The 21,498-nt window shown below is 69.2% G+C and carries 18 protein-coding genes; 13 read left to right on the top strand and 5 right to left on the bottom strand.

Annotated features, from left to right (window positions below):
* The first annotated feature begins 71 nt into the window (after positions 1-71).
* The 3 genes from BM113_RS01625 (at position 72) to BM113_RS01615 (ending at position 2,376) form a co-directional block, all read left to right on the top strand.
* Positions 72-407, top strand: coding sequence for a 2Fe-2S iron-sulfur cluster-binding protein (locus BM113_RS01625; protein ID WP_089784773.1), 336 nt, complete (start codon positions 72-74; stop codon positions 405-407).
* Positions 408-584: 177 nt separating this feature from the next.
* Positions 585-1,733, top strand: a complete 1,149-nt coding sequence (locus BM113_RS01620) for a DUF3179 domain-containing protein (RefSeq protein WP_089784771.1) — start codon at positions 585-587, stop codon at positions 1,731-1,733.
* Positions 1,726-2,376: a hypothetical protein gene (locus BM113_RS01615; protein ID WP_245757948.1), complete on the top strand. Its 651-nt coding sequence runs from the start codon at positions 1,726-1,728 to the stop codon at positions 2,374-2,376. The genes BM113_RS01620 and BM113_RS01615 overlap by 8 nt, the downstream gene beginning before the upstream one ends.
* 61 nt (positions 2,377-2,437) lie before the next feature.
* On the opposite strand, the gene ftsZ is transcribed toward BM113_RS01615, so the two are convergent.
* Positions 2,438-3,643 (bottom strand): cell division protein FtsZ, encoded by a 1,206-nt coding sequence (ftsZ, locus tag BM113_RS01610; RefSeq protein ID WP_089784769.1) that lies wholly within the window; start codon positions 3,641-3,643, stop codon positions 2,438-2,440.
* A gap of 155 nt (positions 3,644-3,798) precedes the next feature.
* Complete coding sequence (locus tag BM113_RS01605; RefSeq protein WP_089784767.1) at positions 3,799-5,151, bottom strand: D-aminoacyl-tRNA deacylase; 1,353 nt, start codon at positions 5,149-5,151, stop codon at positions 3,799-3,801.
* Between the two features lie 130 nt (positions 5,152-5,281).
* Here BM113_RS01605 and BM113_RS01600 point away from each other — a divergent pair, with 130 nt between their 5' ends.
* Positions 5,282-7,870 carry a PAS domain S-box protein gene (locus BM113_RS01600; protein WP_089784765.1) on the top strand — a complete coding sequence of 863 codons (2,589 nt, stop codon included), beginning with the start codon at positions 5,282-5,284 and terminating at the stop codon, positions 7,868-7,870.
* Between the two features lie 181 nt (positions 7,871-8,051).
* On the top strand, positions 8,052-9,341 hold the full coding sequence (locus tag BM113_RS01595) for a DUF7344 domain-containing protein (protein ID WP_089784764.1): 1,290 nt from the start codon (positions 8,052-8,054) through the stop codon (positions 9,339-9,341).
* A gap of 9 nt (positions 9,342-9,350) precedes the next feature.
* Here BM113_RS01595 and BM113_RS01590 read toward each other — a convergent pair whose 3' ends face one another.
* Together BM113_RS01590 and trkA are read right to left on the bottom strand one after the other, a co-directional pair.
* Positions 9,351-10,295, bottom strand: a complete 945-nt coding sequence (locus tag BM113_RS01590; RefSeq protein WP_089784762.1) for a calcium/sodium antiporter — start codon at positions 10,293-10,295, stop codon at positions 9,351-9,353.
* A gap of 58 nt (positions 10,296-10,353) precedes the next feature.
* Positions 10,354-11,688, bottom strand: coding sequence for a Trk system potassium transporter TrkA (trkA, locus tag BM113_RS01585; protein WP_089784761.1), 1,335 nt, complete (start codon positions 11,686-11,688; stop codon positions 10,354-10,356).
* Between the two features lie 492 nt (positions 11,689-12,180).
* Between trkA and BM113_RS01580 the strand changes: the two genes are divergently transcribed.
* From BM113_RS01580 to BM113_RS01545, 8 genes are all read left to right on the top strand, one after another.
* A complete protein-coding gene (locus BM113_RS01580; protein ID WP_089784759.1) occupies positions 12,181-12,981 on the top strand; it encodes an Lrp/AsnC family transcriptional regulator in 801 nt (266 codons plus the stop codon).
* A gap of 91 nt (positions 12,982-13,072) precedes the next feature.
* A complete protein-coding gene (locus BM113_RS01575; protein ID WP_089784757.1) occupies positions 13,073-13,471 on the top strand; it encodes a hypothetical protein in 399 nt (132 codons plus the stop codon).
* Between the two features lie 34 nt (positions 13,472-13,505).
* Complete coding sequence (locus BM113_RS01570) at positions 13,506-14,312, top strand: shikimate dehydrogenase (protein WP_089784755.1); 807 nt, start codon at positions 13,506-13,508, stop codon at positions 14,310-14,312.
* A 127-nt stretch (positions 14,313-14,439) separates the two neighbouring features.
* Complete coding sequence (locus BM113_RS01565; protein WP_089784753.1) at positions 14,440-15,207, top strand: helix-hairpin-helix domain-containing protein; 768 nt, start codon at positions 14,440-14,442, stop codon at positions 15,205-15,207.
* Positions 15,208-15,354: 147 nt separating this feature from the next.
* A complete protein-coding gene (locus BM113_RS01560; RefSeq protein WP_089784751.1) occupies positions 15,355-17,103 on the top strand; it encodes an anthranilate synthase component I family protein in 1,749 nt (582 codons plus the stop codon).
* Positions 17,100-17,909, top strand: a complete 810-nt coding sequence (locus BM113_RS01555; protein WP_394327700.1) for an anthranilate synthase component II — start codon at positions 17,100-17,102, stop codon at positions 17,907-17,909. Before BM113_RS01560 ends, BM113_RS01555 begins: the two co-directional genes overlap by 4 nt.
* Positions 17,906-18,781 carry an aminotransferase class IV gene (locus BM113_RS01550; protein ID WP_089784748.1) on the top strand — a complete coding sequence of 292 codons (876 nt, stop codon included), beginning with the start codon at positions 17,906-17,908 and terminating at the stop codon, positions 18,779-18,781. The genes BM113_RS01555 and BM113_RS01550 overlap by 4 nt, the downstream gene beginning before the upstream one ends.
* 147 nt (positions 18,782-18,928) lie before the next feature.
* Positions 18,929-20,242 carry an MATE family efflux transporter gene (locus tag BM113_RS01545; RefSeq protein ID WP_089785545.1) on the top strand — a complete coding sequence of 438 codons (1,314 nt, stop codon included), beginning with the start codon at positions 18,929-18,931 and terminating at the stop codon, positions 20,240-20,242.
* A gap of 2 nt (positions 20,243-20,244) precedes the next feature.
* On the opposite strand, the gene BM113_RS01540 is transcribed toward BM113_RS01545, so the two are convergent.
* Positions 20,245-21,375 (bottom strand): saccharopine dehydrogenase family protein, encoded by a 1,131-nt coding sequence (locus BM113_RS01540; RefSeq protein WP_089784746.1) that lies wholly within the window; start codon positions 21,373-21,375, stop codon positions 20,245-20,247.
* Positions 21,376-21,498 lie beyond the last annotated feature (123 nt).

Here is a 21,498-nt window from a genome sequence, read left to right as displayed (position 1 = left end):
GGAATTTCGTCGTTGCTAACTCGACAGAATCGGAATAAAGAGTTTTGAAGGGTACTTTCGTACCCACGTGCATGACCGAATACACCGTCGAGTTTGTCGGGACGGGAGAGACGATCACCTGTTCGGACAAGGAGACGATCCTCAGCCGGTGTCTCGAGGAGGGGATCGCCCAGGAGTACTCCTGTCGCGTTGGGATGTGTCTGGCCTGTTCGGCCGAGATCGTCGAGGGCGAGGTCACCCAGCCCGCGGCCCGGGGACTCACCGAGGAGGAGGCCGAGGAGTACGCGCTGACCTGTATGGCCCGGCCCCAGTCCGACCTGAAACTCGAGCGCGGGAAGTACCCGCCGAGCATCGAGAGCGAAATCGACGCCGAGGGTGCGGACGGCCACGCTGCGGCCGACGACTGATACGGGTTACTGTCCGTCAGTTCCGGCGCAACCGCCGCCCGGATCGCGGTTGCGCCGGTGAATCCGTATGACTGGTTCTTCTCGTCTCGACCCCGCCTCGATCGACCGCTCGTCGGTCGTGCATCGCGCGTACACGGCCACGACACCGCGTTGACCGCTGGTGCCCTACGGGCACGCATGACACGACGTTCGCGGCGAAGCGTCCTCGCGCTCGCGGCGGTCGGCCTCGCCGGCTGTCTCGGCGGATCCGGGCCCGGCCGGTCGGGCCCATACGACGAGGGCGCGAGCGGGACCGAGGCCACCCCCGACGGGATGACCGCCTCGCCGGACGACGCCGCACTCGAGGCGTCCCAGGTTCCGACGGCGGACGAGCAGTTGCCCGTCGAGTACTCCCTCGAGACACTGCGCGAGGCGACGGTCAGGGAGGTCGTCCCCCGCGACGGGATCCCGTCGATCGACGACCCCGCGTTCGAACCGGTCGACGAGAGCGTCGATCGCCTCCCCGGCGACCCCGTCTTCGGCGTCGTCAGGAACGGCGAGGCGAAGGCCTACCCCCAGTCGGTTCTCGTCCACCACGAGATCGTCAACGACGAGATCGGCGGCGAACCGGTCGCCGTCACGTACTGCCCGCTGACCGGGACCGCGATGGGGTTCGAGCGCGGCGACGTCGAGTTCGGCGTCTCCGGCCACCTGCTCAACAGCAACCTCGTCATGTACGACCGGGCCGAGGAGAGCTACTGGCCCCAGATGCTCGCGACGGCGATGGAGGGGCCGCTCGAGGCCGCGTCGCTGGTCGAGTTTCCCGTCCGCTGGACGACGTGGGAACGCTGGACCGAGGCCTACCCCGACTCGGTCGTGCTCGCCAGCGACCAGGACTACGTCCGGGACTACGGGAACGACCCCTACGGCGCGTACAACCCGCCGAGCGGCTACTACGCCGAGGACACCGACTGGACGTTCGCCCCGCTGACCGCCGACGACCGCTACCCGCCCAAACGGCCGTTCCTCTGCAGTCGGCCCGACGACGGCCCGCTGGCGGTCTCGCTCGAGGCCCTCCAGGAGCATGGCGTCTACGGGATCGGCGGCGACGGACGCGAGGACGACTACCTCGCGACCTACGATCCGACGTTCGACGTCGGCCACCTCTACCGCGTCGACGACGCGACGGAGTACGGGTACGACGCCGACGCCGGAGCCGTGATCGATCCGGACGGCGAACGACGCGACCCCGCCGACCTCCCGCTCGAGTCGGTCTACGCCTACGACGCGATGTGGTTCGCCTGGGCGGGGTTCTATCCGTCGACGAGCGTCCACGCCCATGACTGACCGCCGCGCCCGGGTGACGGCGACCGTCGACGCCTGCCGGTTCGCCCTCGCCCGCCGGGACGCCCGCGCCGTCGTGGCCGTCGTCGGGGTCGGTTACCTGCTGGCGTACCTGTGGGTCACCGACCTGCTGGCGATCCGCCCCGATGCCGGCACCGGCTGGCTGCTCGTCGACGACCCGTTCGCCCGCGCGCTCGAGCGTCGGGGTCCGATCTCGTTCGAACCGGTCGCGCTGCTCGAGTTCGGCTACGGGACGGTGCTGGTCTCGCCGATCGACGTCGCGATCGGCGCGGCGCTCGCGGGGCTGGTGGGGCTCAACCTCGCGCTCGCCTCCCTCGCGGTCGTTCGGCCGGCGGCCTGCGGGATCGACGGGAGCGCCGGCGGAGCGAAGAAGGGTGCCGGCGCCGGCCTCGCGGCTGCCGTCCCCGCCCTGCTCTCGGGGTCGGTCTGTTGTGCGCCCGCGATCGCCCTCGCGCTCGGGATCCAGGTGAGCGGCGCGCTCCTGGCGACGCTGCCGTGGCTGTTGCCGATCGGTACGGCCCTGCTGGTCGGCAGTCTCGGCTATCTCGCGGGAAAGATCGACGTCGCTCCCGCGGCGACCCGGGAATCCGCCGCTCGAGCGACCGGACTCGAGGAGAATCGATGACGCCGGCTGTCGGTAACGGGTCGCGGACGACGGCTCGAGGACGGGGCCGTCGTGGAGAGAATCAGTCGACGAAGTCGATGTCGTCGGTGCCGCCGGCACCTGCAGCGCCGGCACCGCCTGCGCCGCCCATCTCCGGCTGGACCGACTCCCCGTCGGGCTGACCGTAGATCTGGGGCGACTGGACGCCCGTGACGACGATCATCGTGCGCATGCTGCCCTCGAGGGTCTCGTCGATCGAGGTCCCCCAGATGATGCGGGCGTCGGGGTCGATCCGGTCGTAGATCTCCTCGACGACGCCTTCGGCCTCCTCGATGGACATGTCGTTGCCGCCGGTGACGTTGACCAGCGCGGAGTTCGCGCCGGAGATGTCGACGTCCAGCAGCGGCGATCGGAGGGCGGTCTTCACGGAGTCCTCGGCTTTGGCCTCGGAGTCGGCCTCGCCCAGCCCGATCATGGCGACGCCGCCCCGTTCCATGACGGTGCGGACGTCGGCGAAGTCGAGGTTCACGAGCCCCGGCTTCGTGATGAGTTCCGTGATGCCCTTGACCGAGCGCATCAGGACCTCGTCGGAGACCTTGAACGCCTGGCGAACGGGGAGTTTGCCGACGGAGTCGAGCAGGCGGTCGTTGGGCACGACGATCACGGTGTCGGAGACGTCGCGCAGCCGCTCGAGGCCGGCTTCGGCGTTGGTACGGCGGACCTCACCCTCGGCGGTGAAAGGCGTCGTGACGATCGCGATCGTCAGCGCGCCGGCCTCGCGGGCAGCCTTCGCGACGACGGGCGCGGACCCGGTCCCGGTGCCGCCGCCGAGTCCGGCCGTGACGAAGACCATGTCGGAGCCGTCGATGGCGTCGTAGATGTCGCCCTGGCTCTCGAGGGCGGCCTCCTCGCCGACCTGCGGGAGCGACCCGGCGCCGCGGCCGCCGGTCTTCTCCTCGCCCATCAGGATCTTGGTGTCGGCCTCGATCTCTACGAGGTGCTGGACGTCGGTGTTGGCGGCGACGAGTTTCGCGCCGTGGATGCCCTCCTCGTGCATCCGGTTGATCGTGTTCCCGCCGGCGCCGCCGCAGCCGACGACCGTGATGTCGGTCTGGAGGTCCTCGAGAACGTCCTGGAGTTCGTCGTCGGTCATCGTTCCGGTCTCCCGACCCTGGCTCTCGTCGGCCGACGACGAGTCGCCCTCCTGCGATGCGTCGGCAGGGGGATCGGCCTGTCCGCCCTCCCCCTCCTCGGCCTCGTCGATGGCGTCGTCGATGAGTGAGTCCATTCTTGGGACCTTCTAAAGTATGGAGCATAATTACCTTTCCCCTACACGTCGGACGTCCGTCAGACAAATTACCGTCTCGTTACCTGTCCACAGCTAGATATCCTGGGGGAGCCACTCGTAATGGGGTAAGCCGATATTACTGTTGCTCCTGTTATCTATTCGATCCGGAACCGATCGGTCTGACGGCTCCGAACGGTTTCGGGAGTGATACGTTCGCCGTCGACGGTGACCGCCTCGCCGTTCGCGAGCGCGCCGAACTTCGGTCCCTCCGGGACGCCGGCCTCGGCAGCCAGTGCCGGATCGAAGGCGGTCCGCTCGGCGACGACGGCCTCGTCGGTCACCGCGACGCTGTCGTACTTCGCCTCGAGGATCGTCGCCAGTTCCTCGACGATCGCGTCGCGGCGGTTCTCGCCGCCGTCCGCGTCGTCGGCCGGAACGGCAACCCGGGATCCCACGCGACTCCCGCCGTTTTCGGTCGTGAAGGCGACGGCGTCCGCGGCGACGGCCTCCCGCACCCGGTCGGGATCGATCCCCTCCGCGGCGTCGACGAGGTCGCCGGGCAGGTCGACGACGGCGACGGACTCGGCGATCCGGTCCCCGAAGCGGACGCCGTCGTCGATCCGCCCCAACCGCGACTCGACCGCGTCGACCACCTCGAGCGGCCGGTCCCTGACCTCGCGGAGCCAGGTCTCGCTGACGACGCGGTAGCCCAGGTCCGCGATCGTCTCCTCGAGGACGGGCCACTCGCCGTCGATCAGGGCGAGGTCGGCGTCGCTCGCCTCGAAGGCGGCCGCGAGGACGTCGCGGTTGGCGTCCGTGTCCGGATGGCCAAGCGCCTCGAGGGCCCACTCGGAGGCGACGTGACCGACCGCCCACGGCGTCTCCCGGACGATCCGCTCGAACCGGGGGGCGTAGTGGTTGCCGCCGAAGCCGACGACCGTCCGGTCGCGCCGCTGGGAGACGCCGCGCAACTCGAGGATCGCGCGGGCGACGGCCGCGGCTCCCGCTGGGTCGTCCCACTGCTCGTCGTCGCTGCCCAGTTCCGCGAACAACGAGGGACAGCCCACGTCGGTCGGACCGTGGTGGGTACACTCCATGCCTACCTCGTACCCCTCGGGGGCGTGTTCGTCGAACGCCTCGAGCAGGCGGGCGAGTGCGTTCGGCGCTGCCGCGGCGACCGCACGGTCCTCGCCGCCGAACTCGGCCGGGCCGAAGTTCCCGGTGAAGTGGCCGGTCAACAGCGGCCCCGTGTCCCCCGAGTGACGCGAGGCGAAGACGAGCAGATCGGGGTCGCAGTCGAAGGCCTCGACGGGGCGCTCGAGCTCGAGGTGGAACTCCTCGAACGAACGCAGTTCGGCCCCTTCGGCGCGGTAGTATTCGCCGCCGCCCTCGGCGTCGGGGCGGGCCTCGTCCTCACGGACCTCCCAGTCCGCGAAGTCCCGCAGGTGGTCGCAGATGTGAACCGACGCGCGGTCGGCGCGGCTCTCGACGATCGCCAACTCGCTCATACTCGTCGTCGGGGGCCGGGCCCCGTTAAGTCGCCCGCTTCCGTCGACACCGCTTCCCTGCACGTTGCGAAAGCCACCCACGCCTTTTCGTGAGTGTGTGTAGTCAACAATGGGCACGACACCAGACCGAATGACCGACACGGACCGAGGCGACCCGCCCGACGAAGGGGGGCACGTTGGTGAGGGGAACGGCGCGCTAACAGACGTAACGATCGACGTTCGCGACGTAACTGCAGTCGTCGACGACTACGCGGCCGCGTTGCTCGACGCCGGCGGCCGTGTCGCTACCTGGAACGAGGCCGTGGGACGAATCACGGGGTACGACGAGGAGGAGATCATCGGCACCCACTACCGGGGTCTCTTCACGGACGGGGACCGGGAGGCGGGCCAACCGGAACGGCTCCTCGAGCGCGCGCGGACGGAGGGGCGAGCCGAAGACGTCGGCTGGCGCGTCCGGAGCGACGGGGGCCGGTTCTGGGCCAGGGAGGTGCTCGTCCCGATCGGGGACGGTGATTTCGGAGTCGACGCGCTCGAGGGCGAAGACGGAAGCGAGGCGAACGAGGGTGACGAAGGTGACGAAGGTGACGAGGACGAAGACGAAGACGAGAACGAGCACGAGGAAAAGAAACCCGATAACGAGGCCGACGAGGGCGACGGAGACGGAGGGGAGGGCCCCCCGGACCACGGTAGGATACTCGGGTACGGCTGGTTCGTCCACGACCGAACCGACGACCACGAACGCCAGCAGGAACTGCGCGCCGAGAAGGCCTTCACCGAGAGCGTACTCGACGCCCAGCCAGACATCCTCTACGCCTGCGACGCCGACGGACAACTCAGGGACTGGAACGACCGGTTCGAGGACGTCACCGGCTACGACGCCGACGAACTGTCCGGAGCGGAGCCGGTGACGTTCGTCGCGCCCGGTGACCGGATGCGGATCGGGGCGGCGATCGAACGCGTCCTCGAGGAGGGCGACCGGGTTACCGCGGAGGGACACCTCCTGACGGACGACGGCGAGCGGATCCCCTACGAGTTCAACAGCGCCCGGATCACCGACGACCAGGGTACCGTACTCGGTTGCACCGGCGTCGGTCGGGACGTCAGCGAGCGGAACGCTCGCGAGCGGGAGCTACGGGAGGAGCAAGCGTTCCTCGAGAGCGTCTTCGCGGCCCAGCCGGACATCGTCTACGCGTTCGACGCGACCCGGGATTACATCCGATGGAACGACCGCGTGCCGGAGGTGACGGGCTACTCCGAGGCGGAACTGGCCGAGATGGATCCCCTCGAGTTCGTCGCCCCGGAGGACCGGGAACGGATCGACGCGGCGATCGAACGCGTCCTCGAGGAGGCGGAACACGTCACCGCGGAGGCCGACCTGCTGACGAACGCCGGCGAGCGGATTCCCTACGAGTTCAACAGCGCCCGGATCACCGACGACGAGGGGAGGGTGCTCGGCTTCACCGGCGTCGGTCGGGACGTCAGCGACCGGAAGGCCCGCGAACGGGAACTCGAGCGACTCGATGAACTGAACGAGGTCCTTGGCGCGGTCGACGAGGAGATCGTCGACGCCGAGAGCCGCGAGGAGATCGAGGCCGCCGTCGTCGAACGGTTCGCGGCGGCCGACCCCGTCCGGTTCGCCGCGATCGGCCGGACGGGGTCGGTCCGCGAACTTCCGAGCCTCGAAGCCGCCGCGGGCGCCGGCGTCGGGACGGGGACAGCGTCGATCGACCTGGAGGACGTCCTGTCCTCGTTCGTCGCGCCGCCCGCCGACGCAGCCGGCGGGTCGCCCCTCGAGGAGCGCCGCGTCTACGGGTACGCGTCCCTCGCCGAGAGCGAGATCGAGGCCTGGCGTACCGACGCCCGCGAACGCGGCTACGGCGCGGTCGCGGTGGTCCCGCTCGTCGCGAGCGACCGCGAACTCGGCGTCCTCCTGGTCGCGGCCGTCGAACCGACGCCGTTCTCCGATCGCGAACTCGGCGTGCTCGAGGAGTTCGGCGCCACCGTCGGCCACGCGATCGACGCGATGACGCTCCGGCGACTCCTCTACATGGATACCGTCGTCGAACTCGAGTTCGAGTCGACGGACCGGGGGGACGTCTGCGTCGATCTCTCCGAGCGGGCGGACTGTCGGCTCACGCTCGATCACGTCCTCCCGCTGACCGACGAGGTGTTCGTTTACTACGTCACCGCCGCCGACGCCGATCCGGAGCGGCTCCGCGAGGCAGCGACGGACCATCCCTCGATCCGGGACGTCCGGCGGATCGACATCGACGGGACGGAGAGCCACTGGGAGTTCGTCGTCGCCGAAGAGCCGATCGCCGGGCTCTTCGCGGAGTACGGCGGCCGTATCCGCTCGAAAGTCGTCGATCACGGCGTCTCCACCGATCTCGTCCAGGTCAGTCCCGACGCGAACGTCCGCGAACTCGTCGATGCAGTGACGTCGGTTTACCCCGACGCGACCCTGGTCTCGAAACACACCGTCGACCAGCCGGTCCGGACCCGCGGCGACTTCCGGCGGGAGGTCGAGGAACTCCTGACCGACCGGCAGCGGACCGCCCTCGAGGCCGCCTACTACGGTGGCTACTTCGAGTGGCCGCGACGCCGCAGCGACGCGGGTGACCTCGCGGACCAGCTCGGGATCGCCCGCCAGACGTTCCACCAGCACCTCCGGGTTGCCCTTGAGAAGCTATTGACGGTGTACCTCGAGGGGAGGCCCTGACCCTGACCCTGGCCCTGACCTTGACTTCGACCCCCATCCGGACCTGACAGCCGTTTCGAAGCGAATACCGCCGTCCTGGCCCCCGAAACAGCCGATCCGTGCGAACACGGCCGAATATTACCCCTTCGTACCAGACAACGCTGGTACACTCCTTACCCGCATTCGTCGGCTGTATCGTCCAATGAGTTCGCCCCCCGAACCCGACAGCCCGACGACCACCGCCTTCGAGATCCTCGCCGACGCCCGCCGTCGTCGGCTCCTCGAGGTCCTTCTCGACCGCGAAGCCGACGGGGTCGCGCTGTCGACGCTCGCAACCGAGATCGCGACCCGCGAGCGGGGCCAGCAGATCGTCGCCGACGAGCAGTGTTCCCGCGTTCGGGTGTCGCTCATCCACGTCCACGCGCCCATGCTCGCCGACGCCGGAGTCGTCGTCCGGGGGTCCAGCGGCGGGGAGAGAACCCTGTCGCGGACGGACCACCCGCTGTTCGAGACGCCCTGGATCCGTACGCTTCTCGATGGCGACGGATCGCTCGAGGCTGACCGACTCGACGGGACACTCGAGGTGCTCGCCCCGCCCCGCCGACGGACGATCTGTGAGGTCCTTGCGACCCGACGCGGGGCCGTGCCGGTCCAGGATCTCGCGGCGATGGTCGCGGCCCGGGAGGGGGACCGTCGGCTCGTCGACGTCTCGAGCGACGAGTGCTCGGCCATCGCGACCGATCTCGTCCACGCCGACCTGCCAGCGCTGGGCGAACACGACCTCGTCGCGTACGACCGCGCGGACGGGACGGCCGCGATCGCGACCGACGCCGATCTGTGGCGCGCCGACTGGGTCGCCGAGAGCCCGCTGGGCGCGATACCCGATCGGCTCGGGCACCTCGACGCACGCGAGGAGCACGAGCGACGGCGAGACGCGAGCGAGGATCGCGGGTGCGTCGCCTCCGACGACCGTGCGACGCCCTGCTGGACGATCCAGGGGGCCGAAAACGTCGTCGAACACGGCTACGAACTCGCCGACGACGCGACCGAAGAACTCGTCGTGACGGTACCCGACGACGGGATGCTCCGCGGGCGATACCTCGAGCGGTGGCGCGCGGCCGTCGACCGCGGGGTCGACGTCTACGTCGGCTCCCGCTCGGAGCAGGTCCGCGAGACGGTTCGCGCGGCGGTCCCGGGGGCGATCGTCTGCGAGCCGCGGCTCGACTGGTTGAACTTCCCGACCGACCGGGTCGGCCACGGACGGCTGGTGTTCGCCGACCGCGAACGCGCCATGCTGGTGTCGGTCGCGGATCGGGGGGTAGACGCGACCGCCGAGCCGCGGACGATGGCGATCACCGGGACCGGCGGGGACGATCCGCTGGTAGCGCTGTTGCGCGAACACCTCGGACCGCGACTCGATCGCCTGGCCGAGAACCACTGCGACGACGGAATGGAGACTGGAGACGAGGGAACGACACCGCTCCCGCTGTGAGTCGACCGATCAGGGCAGGAGGAAGTAGACGAACGCCGCGTAGCCTGCCACGAGTCCGACCCCGTCGAGTCGCGTGAGCCGGCGGCCGTATCCCATCATCCCCACGAGCAAGACCGTAAACGCGACGAGCACCGGCAGTTCGAAGCGGAGCGTACTCGACGAGATATCGATCGGCGTGATCACCGCGACGATTCCAAGGACCGCGAGGACGTTGTAGATGTTCGAGCCGACGACGTTGCCGATGGCGAACTCCGTCTGTCCGCGAACGGCCCCGACGACCGAGGCGGCCAGTTCCGGCAGCGACGTCCCAAGCGCCAGTACCGTCAGCCCGATGAACAGATCCGAGAAGCCAAGCGCCGACAGCAGTCCGGTCCCGCCCGAGACGAGCCATCGCGAGCCGAGCACGAGCGCGACCAGCCCGGCGAGGACGAGCGCGACGTCTTTGACCGCGATCCCGTCGCCGGCACCCGGGTCGTCGAGTTCCGGAGCCGGATCGGCGTTCGCGTAGTACAGCAGGTACGCGGTAAACGCCGCCAACACGAGCAGGAACACCGCCCCCTCGAGGCGGCTGATCTCCCCGTTCGCGCCGACGATCACCAGCAGGATGGCGGCGAGCACCATGAACGGCACGTGGCGGCGCATGACGGTCTCGCCGACCGAGAGTGGCTTGATGAGCGCCGAGACCCCGAGCACGAGTCCGATGTTCGCGACGTTCGATCCGAGGATCGCACCCAGGCCGATATCGGTCGAGACCTCGAGCGCGCCGATCACCGAGACGAACAGTTCCGGGGCGGTCGTCGCGAACGCGATCACCGTGACGCCGACGGTCGCCGCACGGAGGCCGATCCCGAGCGCGAGCCGTCCGGCCCCAGCCACGAGCAGTTCAGCGCCCGCATAGAGAGCGACCACGCCTGCGAGCAGGAGAACGACGAAGAGTCCAACTCCGGAGAGCATAGCGGAGGTATTCGAGACCGATTCAAAAGGGATCCGAAACGAAACGAGACCCGTCGCGTCAGACGAGGTCGATCACGTCGTCGAGGACGACCGCGTCGACGAAAAGGACGACGTGATCGTCCGGACGAACGACCGTCTCGCCGCGGGGCGTGATGAGGTCGCCCTGCCGGGAGATGGCTCCGATGACGATCCCGTCCGGGAAGTCGGCCGTCGCGTCGGCGATCTCGCGGCCGGCGAGTGGGCTGTCCTCGCTGATCTCGATCTCGATGACTTCGGCGCGGTCGTGCTCGAGCATGGCGACTTTTTCGGTGTGATCGGCGCGAGTAAAGCGGACGATCTCCTCGGCGGTTTCCTCGCGAGGGTTGACCGCGACGTCGACGCCGACGGTCTCGAAGAGATCGACGTACTCGGTGTTCTCGATGACCGCCACGGTCCGCTCGACGCCGATGCGTTGGGCCAGCAACGAGACGAGCAGGTTCTTCTCGTCGCTGTCGAGCGTGGCAACTACGAGATCGGCCTCGTCGACGTATTCGCGCTCGAGAAACTCCGCATCGGTCGCGTCGTTCTCCATCACCACCGTTCTGGGCAGCGCCTCGGCGATCTCGCGGGCGCGGTCGCGGTCCTGCTCGATCAGTCGCGGCCGATAGCCGTTCTCCTCGAACTCGCGGGCGACCTGGAAACCGACCTCGCTGCCACCCACGATAACGACCTCCTCGGTTTCGTCCCTGTCGGGGGTGACGATGTCGTCGGCGAACGAGCGCACGGAATCGGGGCTCCCGAGGACGACGACCCGGTCCCCGGCCCGTATCTCCGTCTCGCCGGTCGCGATGATCATGTCTTCACCCCGGAAGACCACGGCGAAGGTCAGCGAGTCGTACCGGTCGGCTTCCTCGACGGTTTGGCCGGCCACCGGGCTCTCCGGGCCGATCTCGAACTCGCCCATGCGAACGAGCCCGCCCGCGAACATATCGACGTCCTGAGCCGCCGGCAGCCCCGATATCTGGTAGATCGTCTGGGCCGTCAGGAGGTCGGTACACACCATGAAATCGACGCCGAACGCTCCCTGCGAGCCCTCCCAGGTCTCGAGCAGACCCCGTCGGCGGACCCGACAGATCGTGAACGCGTCGCTGAGTGTCCTGGTCGCGCCACAGACGACGATGTTGGCCTCGTCGTCGTCGGTACAGGCGATGACGAGGTCCGCGCGTTCGACGTCGGCCTGGCGGAGCGTGCCGAGTTCGGTACCGTCACCCCTGATCGCGAGCACGTCCTGCGAGTAGGTCAGGTCCTCGATCACGTCGGGATCGCTGTCGACCACGACGACGTCGTGGGACGCCTGGAGGTTGGCGGCGATTTCGCGGCCGACTTCGCCGGCCCCGATGACGACGATATGCATGGGTTAGCGAGCAGCCGTACGGTCTCGAGTGGGCCGATCGGAGGGCGAATCGTGGATCGGCCTCGATCCTCTCTCGGTTCGTTCCTGTGTTCGTCCTCGCGCTCGAGAACGGCCGTCCGACGACCACAGGGTGCACGGTCCCCGTCGTAACATACCCTCTGTACCCCCGTCCCGCACATAAAATCCGTGCACGGATGTCCCAGCCATCCCCCGCCCGTGCTCGCCCGGGCTCGCCCGTGCTTGCCACCCCGTGTCATCGTATCGTTCCCGAGGCCGCGACCGCAACCGACCCGGGTGAGCCCGCGGTCAACGGCCGCTTGACCGATCCATCTCGAGCATCTAGCGTGCTCGAGACGCTCCCTGCTCGGTTCTACAGACGTCTAACGGCGACCGATCACTCCGGAATTCTTTCGATACGAAAATATTCGCGGCGATGATTACGCGGGAGAAAAATGCACGGGGTATATATTCCGTAATCACACAACGGTCCCTATGGGCGACGGCAACGGGAGTGGTTATCGGCTCGACGAGATCGACCGCCGGATCATCCACGCACTGATGGCCGACGCCAGGAACACGTCGGCGCCGGCGATCGCGGAGGAGGTCAGCGTCTCCGGGGCGACGATCCGCAACCGGATCGCACAACTCGAGGACCACGGCATCATCGAGGGCTACCACGCGACCGTCGACTTCGAACACGCCGACGGCTCGCTGATGAACCTGTTTATGTGCCACGCTCCCTTCGGAGAGGTGGAAGGTGTCGCCCGGAAGATCGGGACGATCCCGGGCATCATCAACGTACGGGAGCTGATGGGCGGCCGAATAAACCTGCACGTCCTCGCCGTCGGCACCGACACCACGGACCTGCGACGCGTCGGCCGCGAACTCGAGCGCCTGGGGGTCGAGATCGAGGACGAGTTCCTCCTCCAGAACGAGCACGACTTCCCGTACGCGCCGTACGGCCCCGCGGACGGCCGTCGCCGGGAACCGCTGGCCGACTACATCAGCCTCACCGGCGGGGCCGAGGTCGTCGAGGTGACCGTCCAGGAGGACGCCCCCATCGCGGGCCGAACCCTCGAGGAGGCCGCCGAGAACGACATCGTCGACGACGACACGCTCGTCGTCGCGATCGAACGCGACGACGCCGTCATCACGCCCCACGGCGACACAGAGATCCAACCGAACGACGTCGTGACGGTGTTCTCGCCCAGCGAGAGCGACGAACCGACCCTGCGAGGGTTCGACGGTTCCGGGGAGAACGACGCCCGGACGAGCGGTATCGAGAGGCGGTGATCGATCATGCCAGGACCATCGATAGCAGGCGCACCAGTGGACGACCGACTGCAGGACCGACACCGACAAGGGGAGTGAACGGGTGACCGATATGGCGCTCGGAGACCTCCTCCCGGGATTCCTGCAACGGTCCGACGACGCGGACGACGGCGTGCTCCGGGAGTGTCGACACTGCGGGTCGAAGTTCGACGAGCCGGTCGATCGGTGCCGCGTCTGCGAGGCGACCGAGATCGCCACCTACGAGTTCGTGACCGCCTCGAGCGACACGGACGAGAGCGTGGAGGGCCAACCGACCGGAAGCCGGGAGGACGGGTCCGACGCTCCAGGGGACGAGACGATCGAGGAAGACGGCGACTCGGAGCGAGAACCCGAACCCGGACCCGAACCCGAACCCGACCGTGGGGACCACGAGGACCGCCCGGACGGCGGGCCCGAGCGCGAACCCGGGCCCGATCCCGAGCCCGACCCCGAACGCGACGACCGATCCTGACCGATTTATACTCCCCCGGCCTCGACTCGTAGTCATGGACGTGTTCGGACTGGTCGGCAACCCCGTCGGCCACTCACTGTCGCCGCCGATGCACGAGGCGGCCTACGACGCCCTCGAGATCGACGCTCGCTACGTCACGTTCGAACCGGCACCCGACGACCTCGAGACCGCACTCGATGGAGCGGCGGCGCTGGGGATCGCGGGACTGAACGTGACGATCCCGTTCAAGGAAGAGGCCCTCGCGTCCGACCTGGTGGCCGCCGACGAACTGGCGAACCGGATCGGCGCGGTCAACACCATCGACTTCTCGGGCGACCGGCCGACGGGCCACAACACGGACGCCGCGGGCGCGCTCCGTGCGCTCCGCGAGCGGGACGTGACCGTCGACGGCGTGCGCGCCGTCGTCGTGGGCGCAGGCGGGGCCGGCCGCGCGATCTCGTTCGGCCTGGCGGACGCCGGGGCGACGGTCGCGATCGCCAACCGCACCGAGGCGAAGGCACACGATCTCGCGGACGAGGTTCCGGAAGCGACCAGCCACGGGCTCGAGGACCTCGAGGACCTGCTTGCCGACGCGGACGTCCTCGTCAACGCGACGAGCGTCGGCATGGAGGAGGACGCGACGCCGGTTCCCGCCGAGGCGCTCCACGGCGACCTCGCGGTGCTCGACGCCGTGTATCGCCCGCTCGAGACCCGACTGCTCTCGGACGCGGCGGAAGCCGGCGCGACGACCGTCGACGGTGCCCGGATGTTGCTCTATCAGGGCGTCGAGGCGTTCGAACTGTGGACCGGCCGGGACGCGCCGGTATCGACGATGGACGAGGCGCTCCGCGCCCGGCTCTGACCCAGAGCTCCCGTCTCCGGCGGCCGGACGCCGTTCCCGCTGTCGGGCCTCGAGTCGCCGGTCCAACAGGTCGTTTCGGTTGACGCATCAGAGGAATTTAAGTGATGAAACCAACTATATCGTGACAATGGCAATCCTCGAAAAGCTGAAGTCGTTGTTGGGACTCGACGACTCGAGTTCGGAGCCCCAGAACGGCCGTGACGTCGGGGTCACGGTCGAGCGGGAGCGGTCGGGGCCGGAATCGAGCAGGAACGGAACGACCCCCGCGGAGCCGCCCGCGAGCGCGACCTCGAGCGAGTCCGAAGAAATCGACGGCGCGGACGAGCCGGCCGACTCCGGGGACGAAACGGCTGTCTCCATCGAAGAGGCCGAAGCATCCGAACCCAAAGCGGAAGACGAAAGCGAGGACGAAGACGCGGACGCGGCGGAACCCGATGCTGACGAGACCGAGGCCGCGGTCGAAGAGGTCGAACCCGAAACCGAAACTGAACCCGAAACTGAACCCGAAACTGAACCCGAAACCGAGACTGAAACCACGGACGAGCCCGAACCCGCCGCGGCCGGCACCACCGCCTCGAGTTCGACCGGCTCGATGACCGAACCGACCGACGAACCCGAGGCGGCCGCCGAACCCGCCGAAGCCACCGGACCGACCGACGCGGACGCCGCCCCGACGGAGGAGAAGACCCCCGACGAGGAAGCCCCCGAGACTGAGACGGGCGAACCCGTCGACGAGATCAAGGGGATCGGCCCGGCCTACGCCGACCGACTCGCCGACGCCGGCGTCGAGACCGTCCCCGACCTCGCCGACGCCGACGCGGCCGCCCTCGCGGAGCAGACCGATATCTCCGAGAAGCGTATCCAGGGCTGGATCGACCGGGCCGAAGCGCGCTGATCCCGAGTTTTTCGTCTCGATGTCCGCCCCCGTTTCCTGACTCCGGCTTCGAAAGTCCCCAGTCCCGAACTGCTCGAGTGGGCGTGATCCTGCCCGGAAACTCCGAAGACCGAAAGACGATTAGTCGCCCGTTTCGTTCCGGACCGTATGAGCGATCCGCGCGTCGTCACGTCCCTCGAGGAGTTTCGAGCGGCGGTTCGTGACGACGAGAGTACCGCCGACGGGCCCGTCCGCGTCCGGGTCCCGGTCGAAGTCCGGGTCGACGTCGAGGACCCGTTCCTCGCCTATCGGCGGGCGCGCGACGGTCCCGACGGCGGCGCGTTCCTCGAGACGACGGGCGGTCAGCCCGGCTGGGGGTACTTCGGCGTCGATCCGATCGACCGGCTGACTGTCGGTCCCGACGCAGTCGGCCGGGACACCTCGGCGGACGCGAATTCGCCGACGCTCGCCGCACTCGAGGGGCTGCTCGCGGGCGATCGACTCGTCCGCGGGGACTGCGACGTTCCCTACCCCTGTGGGGCCGTCGGCTGGCTCTCCTACGACGTCGCCCGGGAACTCGAGGATCTCGACTCGCCGGATTCGGCGGTCGACGACCGCGGCCTGCCGCGACTCGAGGTCGGCGTCTACGATCGGCTGGCGGCATGGGAAGCGCCGGTCGGAGGCGAGAGCGAGGACGAGACCGAGACCGAGAGCGAGAGCGAGGGCGAGGGCGAGCGTAATGGAGAAGACGAGAACGAAGGAATCACGCTCCGTGTAACGGCCTGTCCCCGCGTTCCGGAACCGGCTTCCGCCGACGACGAGGAACTCCGTCGGGCGTACGAACGGGGCCGCAAGCGGGCGCTCGCGCTCGCTCGAGCCGTCCAGGAGGGTGACGCTGACGTCGGCGAGCCACCGGTCGAGACCGACGAGGCGACCTTCGAGAGCGACTGCGGGCGCGAGGCTTTCGCCGACCGGGTCCGGAAAGTCAAGGCATACGTCCGCGACGGCGACACCTTCCAGGCGAACGTCTCCCAGCGGCTGGCCGCACCCGCGGCGGTCCACCCCGTCGCGGCCTACGACGCCCTCCGGCGGGTCAATCCCGCGCCCTACTCCTGTCTGCTCGAGTTTCGCGCGGCCGACCTGGTGAGCGCGAGCCCGGAACTCCTGCTCGAGCGCGAGGTGTCGCCCGCCCCGGACCGTTCGTACTCGAGCGGTGCGAGGCACGGAGGACGAGAGAGCCGCGAAGACGAGGGCGGCGAAGCCGCGAGCGGACGGCGTCCGCGGGAGCGGAGAGGGGAGTTCGTCCGCACCGAACCCATCGCCGGCACCCGCCCCCGCGGGGAAACGCCAGGGGAGGACGCCGAACTCGAGGCCGACCTCCGCTCCGACGAGAAGGAACGCGCCGAACACGCGATGCTGGTCGACCTCGAGCGAAACGACCTCGGGAAGGTCTGTGCGTACGGCTCCGTGACGGTCGAGGAGTACCGGCGGATCGACCGCTACTCGGAGGTGATGCACCTGGTCTCGAACGTGACCGGTCGGCTCCGGCCGGACGTGGGACTGGCCGAGGCCGTCGCCGCGGTCTTCCCCGGCGGGACGATCACCGGCGCGCCGAAGCCCCGGACGATGGAGATAATCGACGAACTCGAGGCGACGCAACGCGGCCCATACACCGGCAGCGTCGGGATCTTCGGCTTCGACGGCCGGGCGACGCTGAACATCACGATCCGGACGCTCGTCCGCCACGACGACGAGTACCACCTCCGGGTCGGCGCGGGGATCGTCCACGACTCGGAGCCGGCCCGCGAGTACGACGAAACGCTCGACAAGGCCCGGGCGCTCATCACCGCGGTCGACGAGGCACTGGGCGAACGGGCCCGAATGGCCCTCGAGAGCGATGGAGGTGAGTTACGATGACGGACACCGATAGCACCCGTGACCGTGAGCGAGTGGAAACGAGCGAACGGCCCGACGACCGACCAGCGGGAGGGAGGAAGGGGTTTCATCCACGGTTTGCCAGGGAACGAGCGCCAGCGAGTGACCGCAGCAAACGGTTGCTGGTGATCGACAACTACGACTCGTTCGCCTACAACCTCGTCCAGTACGTCGGAGAGGTCGCCGACGAGGTGGTCGTCCGGCGAAACGACGCGATCGACCTCGCGGACCTCCGGGAGCTCGAGCCGACGGGGATCGTGGTCTCGCCCGGCCCCGGAACGCCACAGGAGGCAGGCATCTCGATCCCGCTGTTCGAGGAGACCGAGTACCCCATCCTCGGCGTCTGTCTCGGTTATCAGGCGCTGTGTGCGGCCAACGGGTCGCCCGTCGTCCACGCGCCCGACGTCGTCCACGGGAAACCGTCGACCGTCAGCCACGACGGCACGGGAATCTTCGACGGCCTGCCCGAGACGTTCCAGGTGGGGCGCTACCACTCGCTGGCCGTCGAGCGCGACGACCTGCCGGCCGTCCTCGAGGAGACGGCCCGGACGACCGACGAACGCGGCGTCCTGATGGCCGTTCGCCACCGCGAGCGGCCCCACGTCGGAGTCCAGTTCCATCCCGAGAGCATCCTCACGCGCGGCCACGACGACGCCGCCAGCGGGGACGGCATCTCGCTTCGCGTCGGCAAGCGAATGATCGAGAACTTCTGCCGGTTCGCGGCGAGCGAGACGAGCGAGACGAACGAGACGAACGAGACGAACGAGACGAGCGAGGGGAGTCCATGACCGACGACCACCGCTACCACGTCGACGGCGACCTCGTCCCGGCGAGCGAGGCGAGCGTCAGCGTCGACGATCGGGGGTTTCGCTACGGCGACGCCGCCTTCGAGACCCTGCGCGCCTACGGCGGCGAGATATTCGAGTGGGAGCGTCACGCCGACCGCCTCGAGGCCACCTGCGAGGCGCTGTCGCTCGAACACGGCCTCTCGGCCGACGACCTCCGTAGCCGGATCGACGAGACGCTCGCGGCCAACGATCTCGCCGACGCCTACGTCCGCCTCTCGGTCACGCGGGGGGTCCAGCCCGGCAAACTGACGCCCCAACCCGAAGTCGATCCCACGGTCGTGGTCTACGTCAAGCCGCTCCCGCGTGGCGGACTCGAGGGCGAATCCGTCTGGGAGGGGCGGGCGACGGTCGAATCCGTCGAGACGCGTGCGGTGCCGGACGCGGCCGTCCCCGCGGGCGCGAAGACCCACAACTACCTGAACGGGATTCTGGCGCGGACGGAGCTCTCGGCCGCCGCCGACGAGGCCCTGCTGTTCGACACCGACGGCGCGGTCGCCGAAGGGGCCACCAGCAACCTGTTTTTCGTCCGGGACGGCAGGCTCCGGACCCCGTCGACCGACTGCGACGTCCTGCCGGGGATCACCCGCGGAATCGTCCTCGAGACGGCCCACGCGGCCGGGATCGAGGTCGAGACCGGCCGCTACGATCTCGAGGACGTGCGCACGGCCGACGAGGCGTTCCTGACGAACCGAACGTGGGAACTGCGACCGATCGAGCGGATCGACGATGCCGCGATCGGCACCGGCCCGGTGACCGAGCGGCTCTCGCGGGCCTACGACGAGCGCGTCGAGGACGCCTGTTACCGGGACTGACGCGACGGGGAGGATAGCGGGCCACGGGTTCCGCCTTCCATAGCTTCAAGCCCGGGACTGCGCGACTACGAGACAGTCGTGGACGCCGAGCAACGAGGGCGGCTCGTCGACGTCTGGCGGCGCGTGCTCGACCTCTCCTGGCCCGTCATGGTCGAGCAGTTCCTCCGGACGCTGATGCGGACGACCGACGTCGCCGTCACCGGTCTGTTCTCCCCCGCAGCCGTCGCAGCCGTCGGGCTCGCCGACCTCTATGCCCGCCTGCCGCTACGGATCGGGCTCGGGCTCGGCAGCGGCGTCATCGCGCTCTCGAGCCAGGACACCGGCGCGGATGCGACGGCAAACAGGGACGAGGCGATCACGCAGGCGATACTGCTCGGCGCGGTCGCCGGAATCCCGTTCGTGATCTTCGGCTACGGTCTCGGGCGGTGGGCCATCGCCGTCCTCGGCGCGGAATCCGAGGTCGCCCGCATGGGTGGGCTCTACCTGGCGATCATCTTCGCGACGACGCCCGCGCGCCACGTCGCGCTCGTGGCCGCGCGGTCGATCCAGGGGGCCGGCGACACGCGCACGCCGATGTACGTCAACGGCGTCTCGAACGCCCTCAACATCGTCGGGACGGTCGTCCTGGGGCTCGGGCTCGGTCCCGCGCCGACCCTCGAGATCGTCGGCGTCGGCATCGCGACCGCCGTCGGCAACGTCTTCTCCGCGGTCGCGCTGTCCGCCGCCATCTACGGGGCCTGGACCCCCGCCGGCTTCGTCCGGCCGACCGAGTGGACGATCACCCGCCAACTGCTCGCGATCAGCGCCCCGCGGATCGTCGAGGGGCTGGTGACGACCGTCCTCGAGTTCCCGTTCAACTCCATCCTGCTGTTCTTCGGGACGGAAGTCAACGCCGCCTACCAGATCGGCCGTCGCGTCTACCAGCAACTCACCGGGCCGCTCTCGCGGGGCTACCGGACGGGAACGAGCATCGTCGTCGGGCAGACCCTCGGCGAGGGCGACCCGGCGGGGGCGCGGTACAACGGCTGGGCGGCCGCGGCGCTTGGAGTCGCGACCGTCGGCTCGCTCGGGGCGGTCCTCTTCGTCGGGGCCGAGTGGTTCGTCTCCTTTTTCACCGACGACCCGGCGACGCGGGGGTACGCGGCCGCCTTCGCCGCGACCTACGCCGTCGCTGCCCCCGTGACCGTGCTCTACGTCGTCCTGGCCGGCGCGCTCACGAGCGGCAGCGACACGACGACGCCCTTTATCGGCAGGATCACAGGCATGTTCTTCGGGATGGTTGGGGTCTCGTACGTCTTCGGGATCCGGCTCGGCTACGGCCTCCCGGCCGTCTACGCCTCGATCGTCGTCTACTACCTGTGGGCGACGATCTACGTCGTCGTCGGCTTCTACCGCGGCGGCTGGGTCGAGCGCACCCAGTCGATGATGGACGAACGCGGGACCACGCCGGGCGAGGACTGACCTCAGCCGTCGGACGCGACGCGGGAGGGTGCCGGTTCCGACTCCTCGTGACACCCTCGCTCGAGGTCCGGTTCCTCGAGGGTCTCGAGGCTGGTGCCCTCGAACTCGAGGACGAAGTCGCTCCCGAAGGCCGTAGCGGGGGTCCGAAAGCCGGCGTCGACGCCGCAGTCCGCGGGCTCGAGGACGCGCTCGCTCGCCGCCAGCGCCGTCTCGACGGTCAGCGCGTACGGGTTCGGCGTCTCGAGGCGAGCGCGGGCCCGCCGTCCGACGTCGTCCTCGACCTCACCCCAGACGACCGCCCGGTCGGTCGCGAGTTCGCGCTCGTCGGGCCCGTCGAACGCCGCGTCGACCGCCCGCTCGAGGAGCCGTTCGACGGGGCCGGTGTCACAGAGAGGGCCCATCGAATCCAGGGCCGACAGCGCCCGCGACGTCCAGGGCGGCGCGGCGAGGTAGACCTCGACCGAGTCCAGGTTCGTGCCGTGGGCCGCGGTGACGACGTCGCCGAACGGAATCGTGACCGCGTGTTCGGGCCCGTTGCCGAAATCGATCTCGCGCGTTCGGTACGCCGCCGGCACCTGCAGGAGGCGACCGTTCCGGCGGATCACGCCGCCCTCGCCCAGGCCCTCGAGAGCCGTCCGGGCGGTTCCCCGCGAGAGCGAACTCCCGCTTTTGATCCCGAGCGCGACCCGGTCGGCAGTCGGCAGTCGCTCGGCGAGGTGGGCCGCCAGACAGTCGGAGGGGACGACGTCGAACCCGACGCCGGGCAGCAGCGTGACGCCGGCCTCGCGAGCGCGGTGGTCCCGCTGGCGGAGCCGTTCGAACACGGAGAACTCGCCGGTGACGTCGAGGTAGTCCGTTCCGGTCTCGAGGCAGGCCTCGACCAGCGGTTCGGCGGTGTCGACGAACGGACCCGCGCAGTTGAGAACGGCGTCGACGTCCTCGAGGGCGGCGACGCGCTCACGACCGTCGTCCAGCGAAAACGCCCGCCACTCCAGCCCCAGGGTTTCCGCCTGGTCGCGAATCCGGCGCCGATCGCGCCCCGCGACGATCGGCGACCACCCCCGCGAGACGGCCGCCGAGGCGATCAGCCGCCCGGTGTAGCCGTACGACCCGTAGACGAGCAGGGAGTTCATACGCTCCGTTGCGGGGTCGCGGAGTTAAAACTCCGTCAGACGCACGGCCGACGCCGATCGCGACTCCGCTTCCGGCCCGGACGGGCGACACGGCGGCGAACGCGAGCCGAAACGTTCACCAGG

The sequence above is a fragment of the Natronobacterium haloterrestre genome (assembly GCF_900112205.1).
GTDB classification, from domain to species: domain Archaea; phylum Halobacteriota; class Halobacteria; order Halobacteriales; family Natrialbaceae; genus Natronobacterium; species Natronobacterium haloterrestre.
This window is presented reverse-complemented; position numbering and strand designations above follow the sequence as displayed.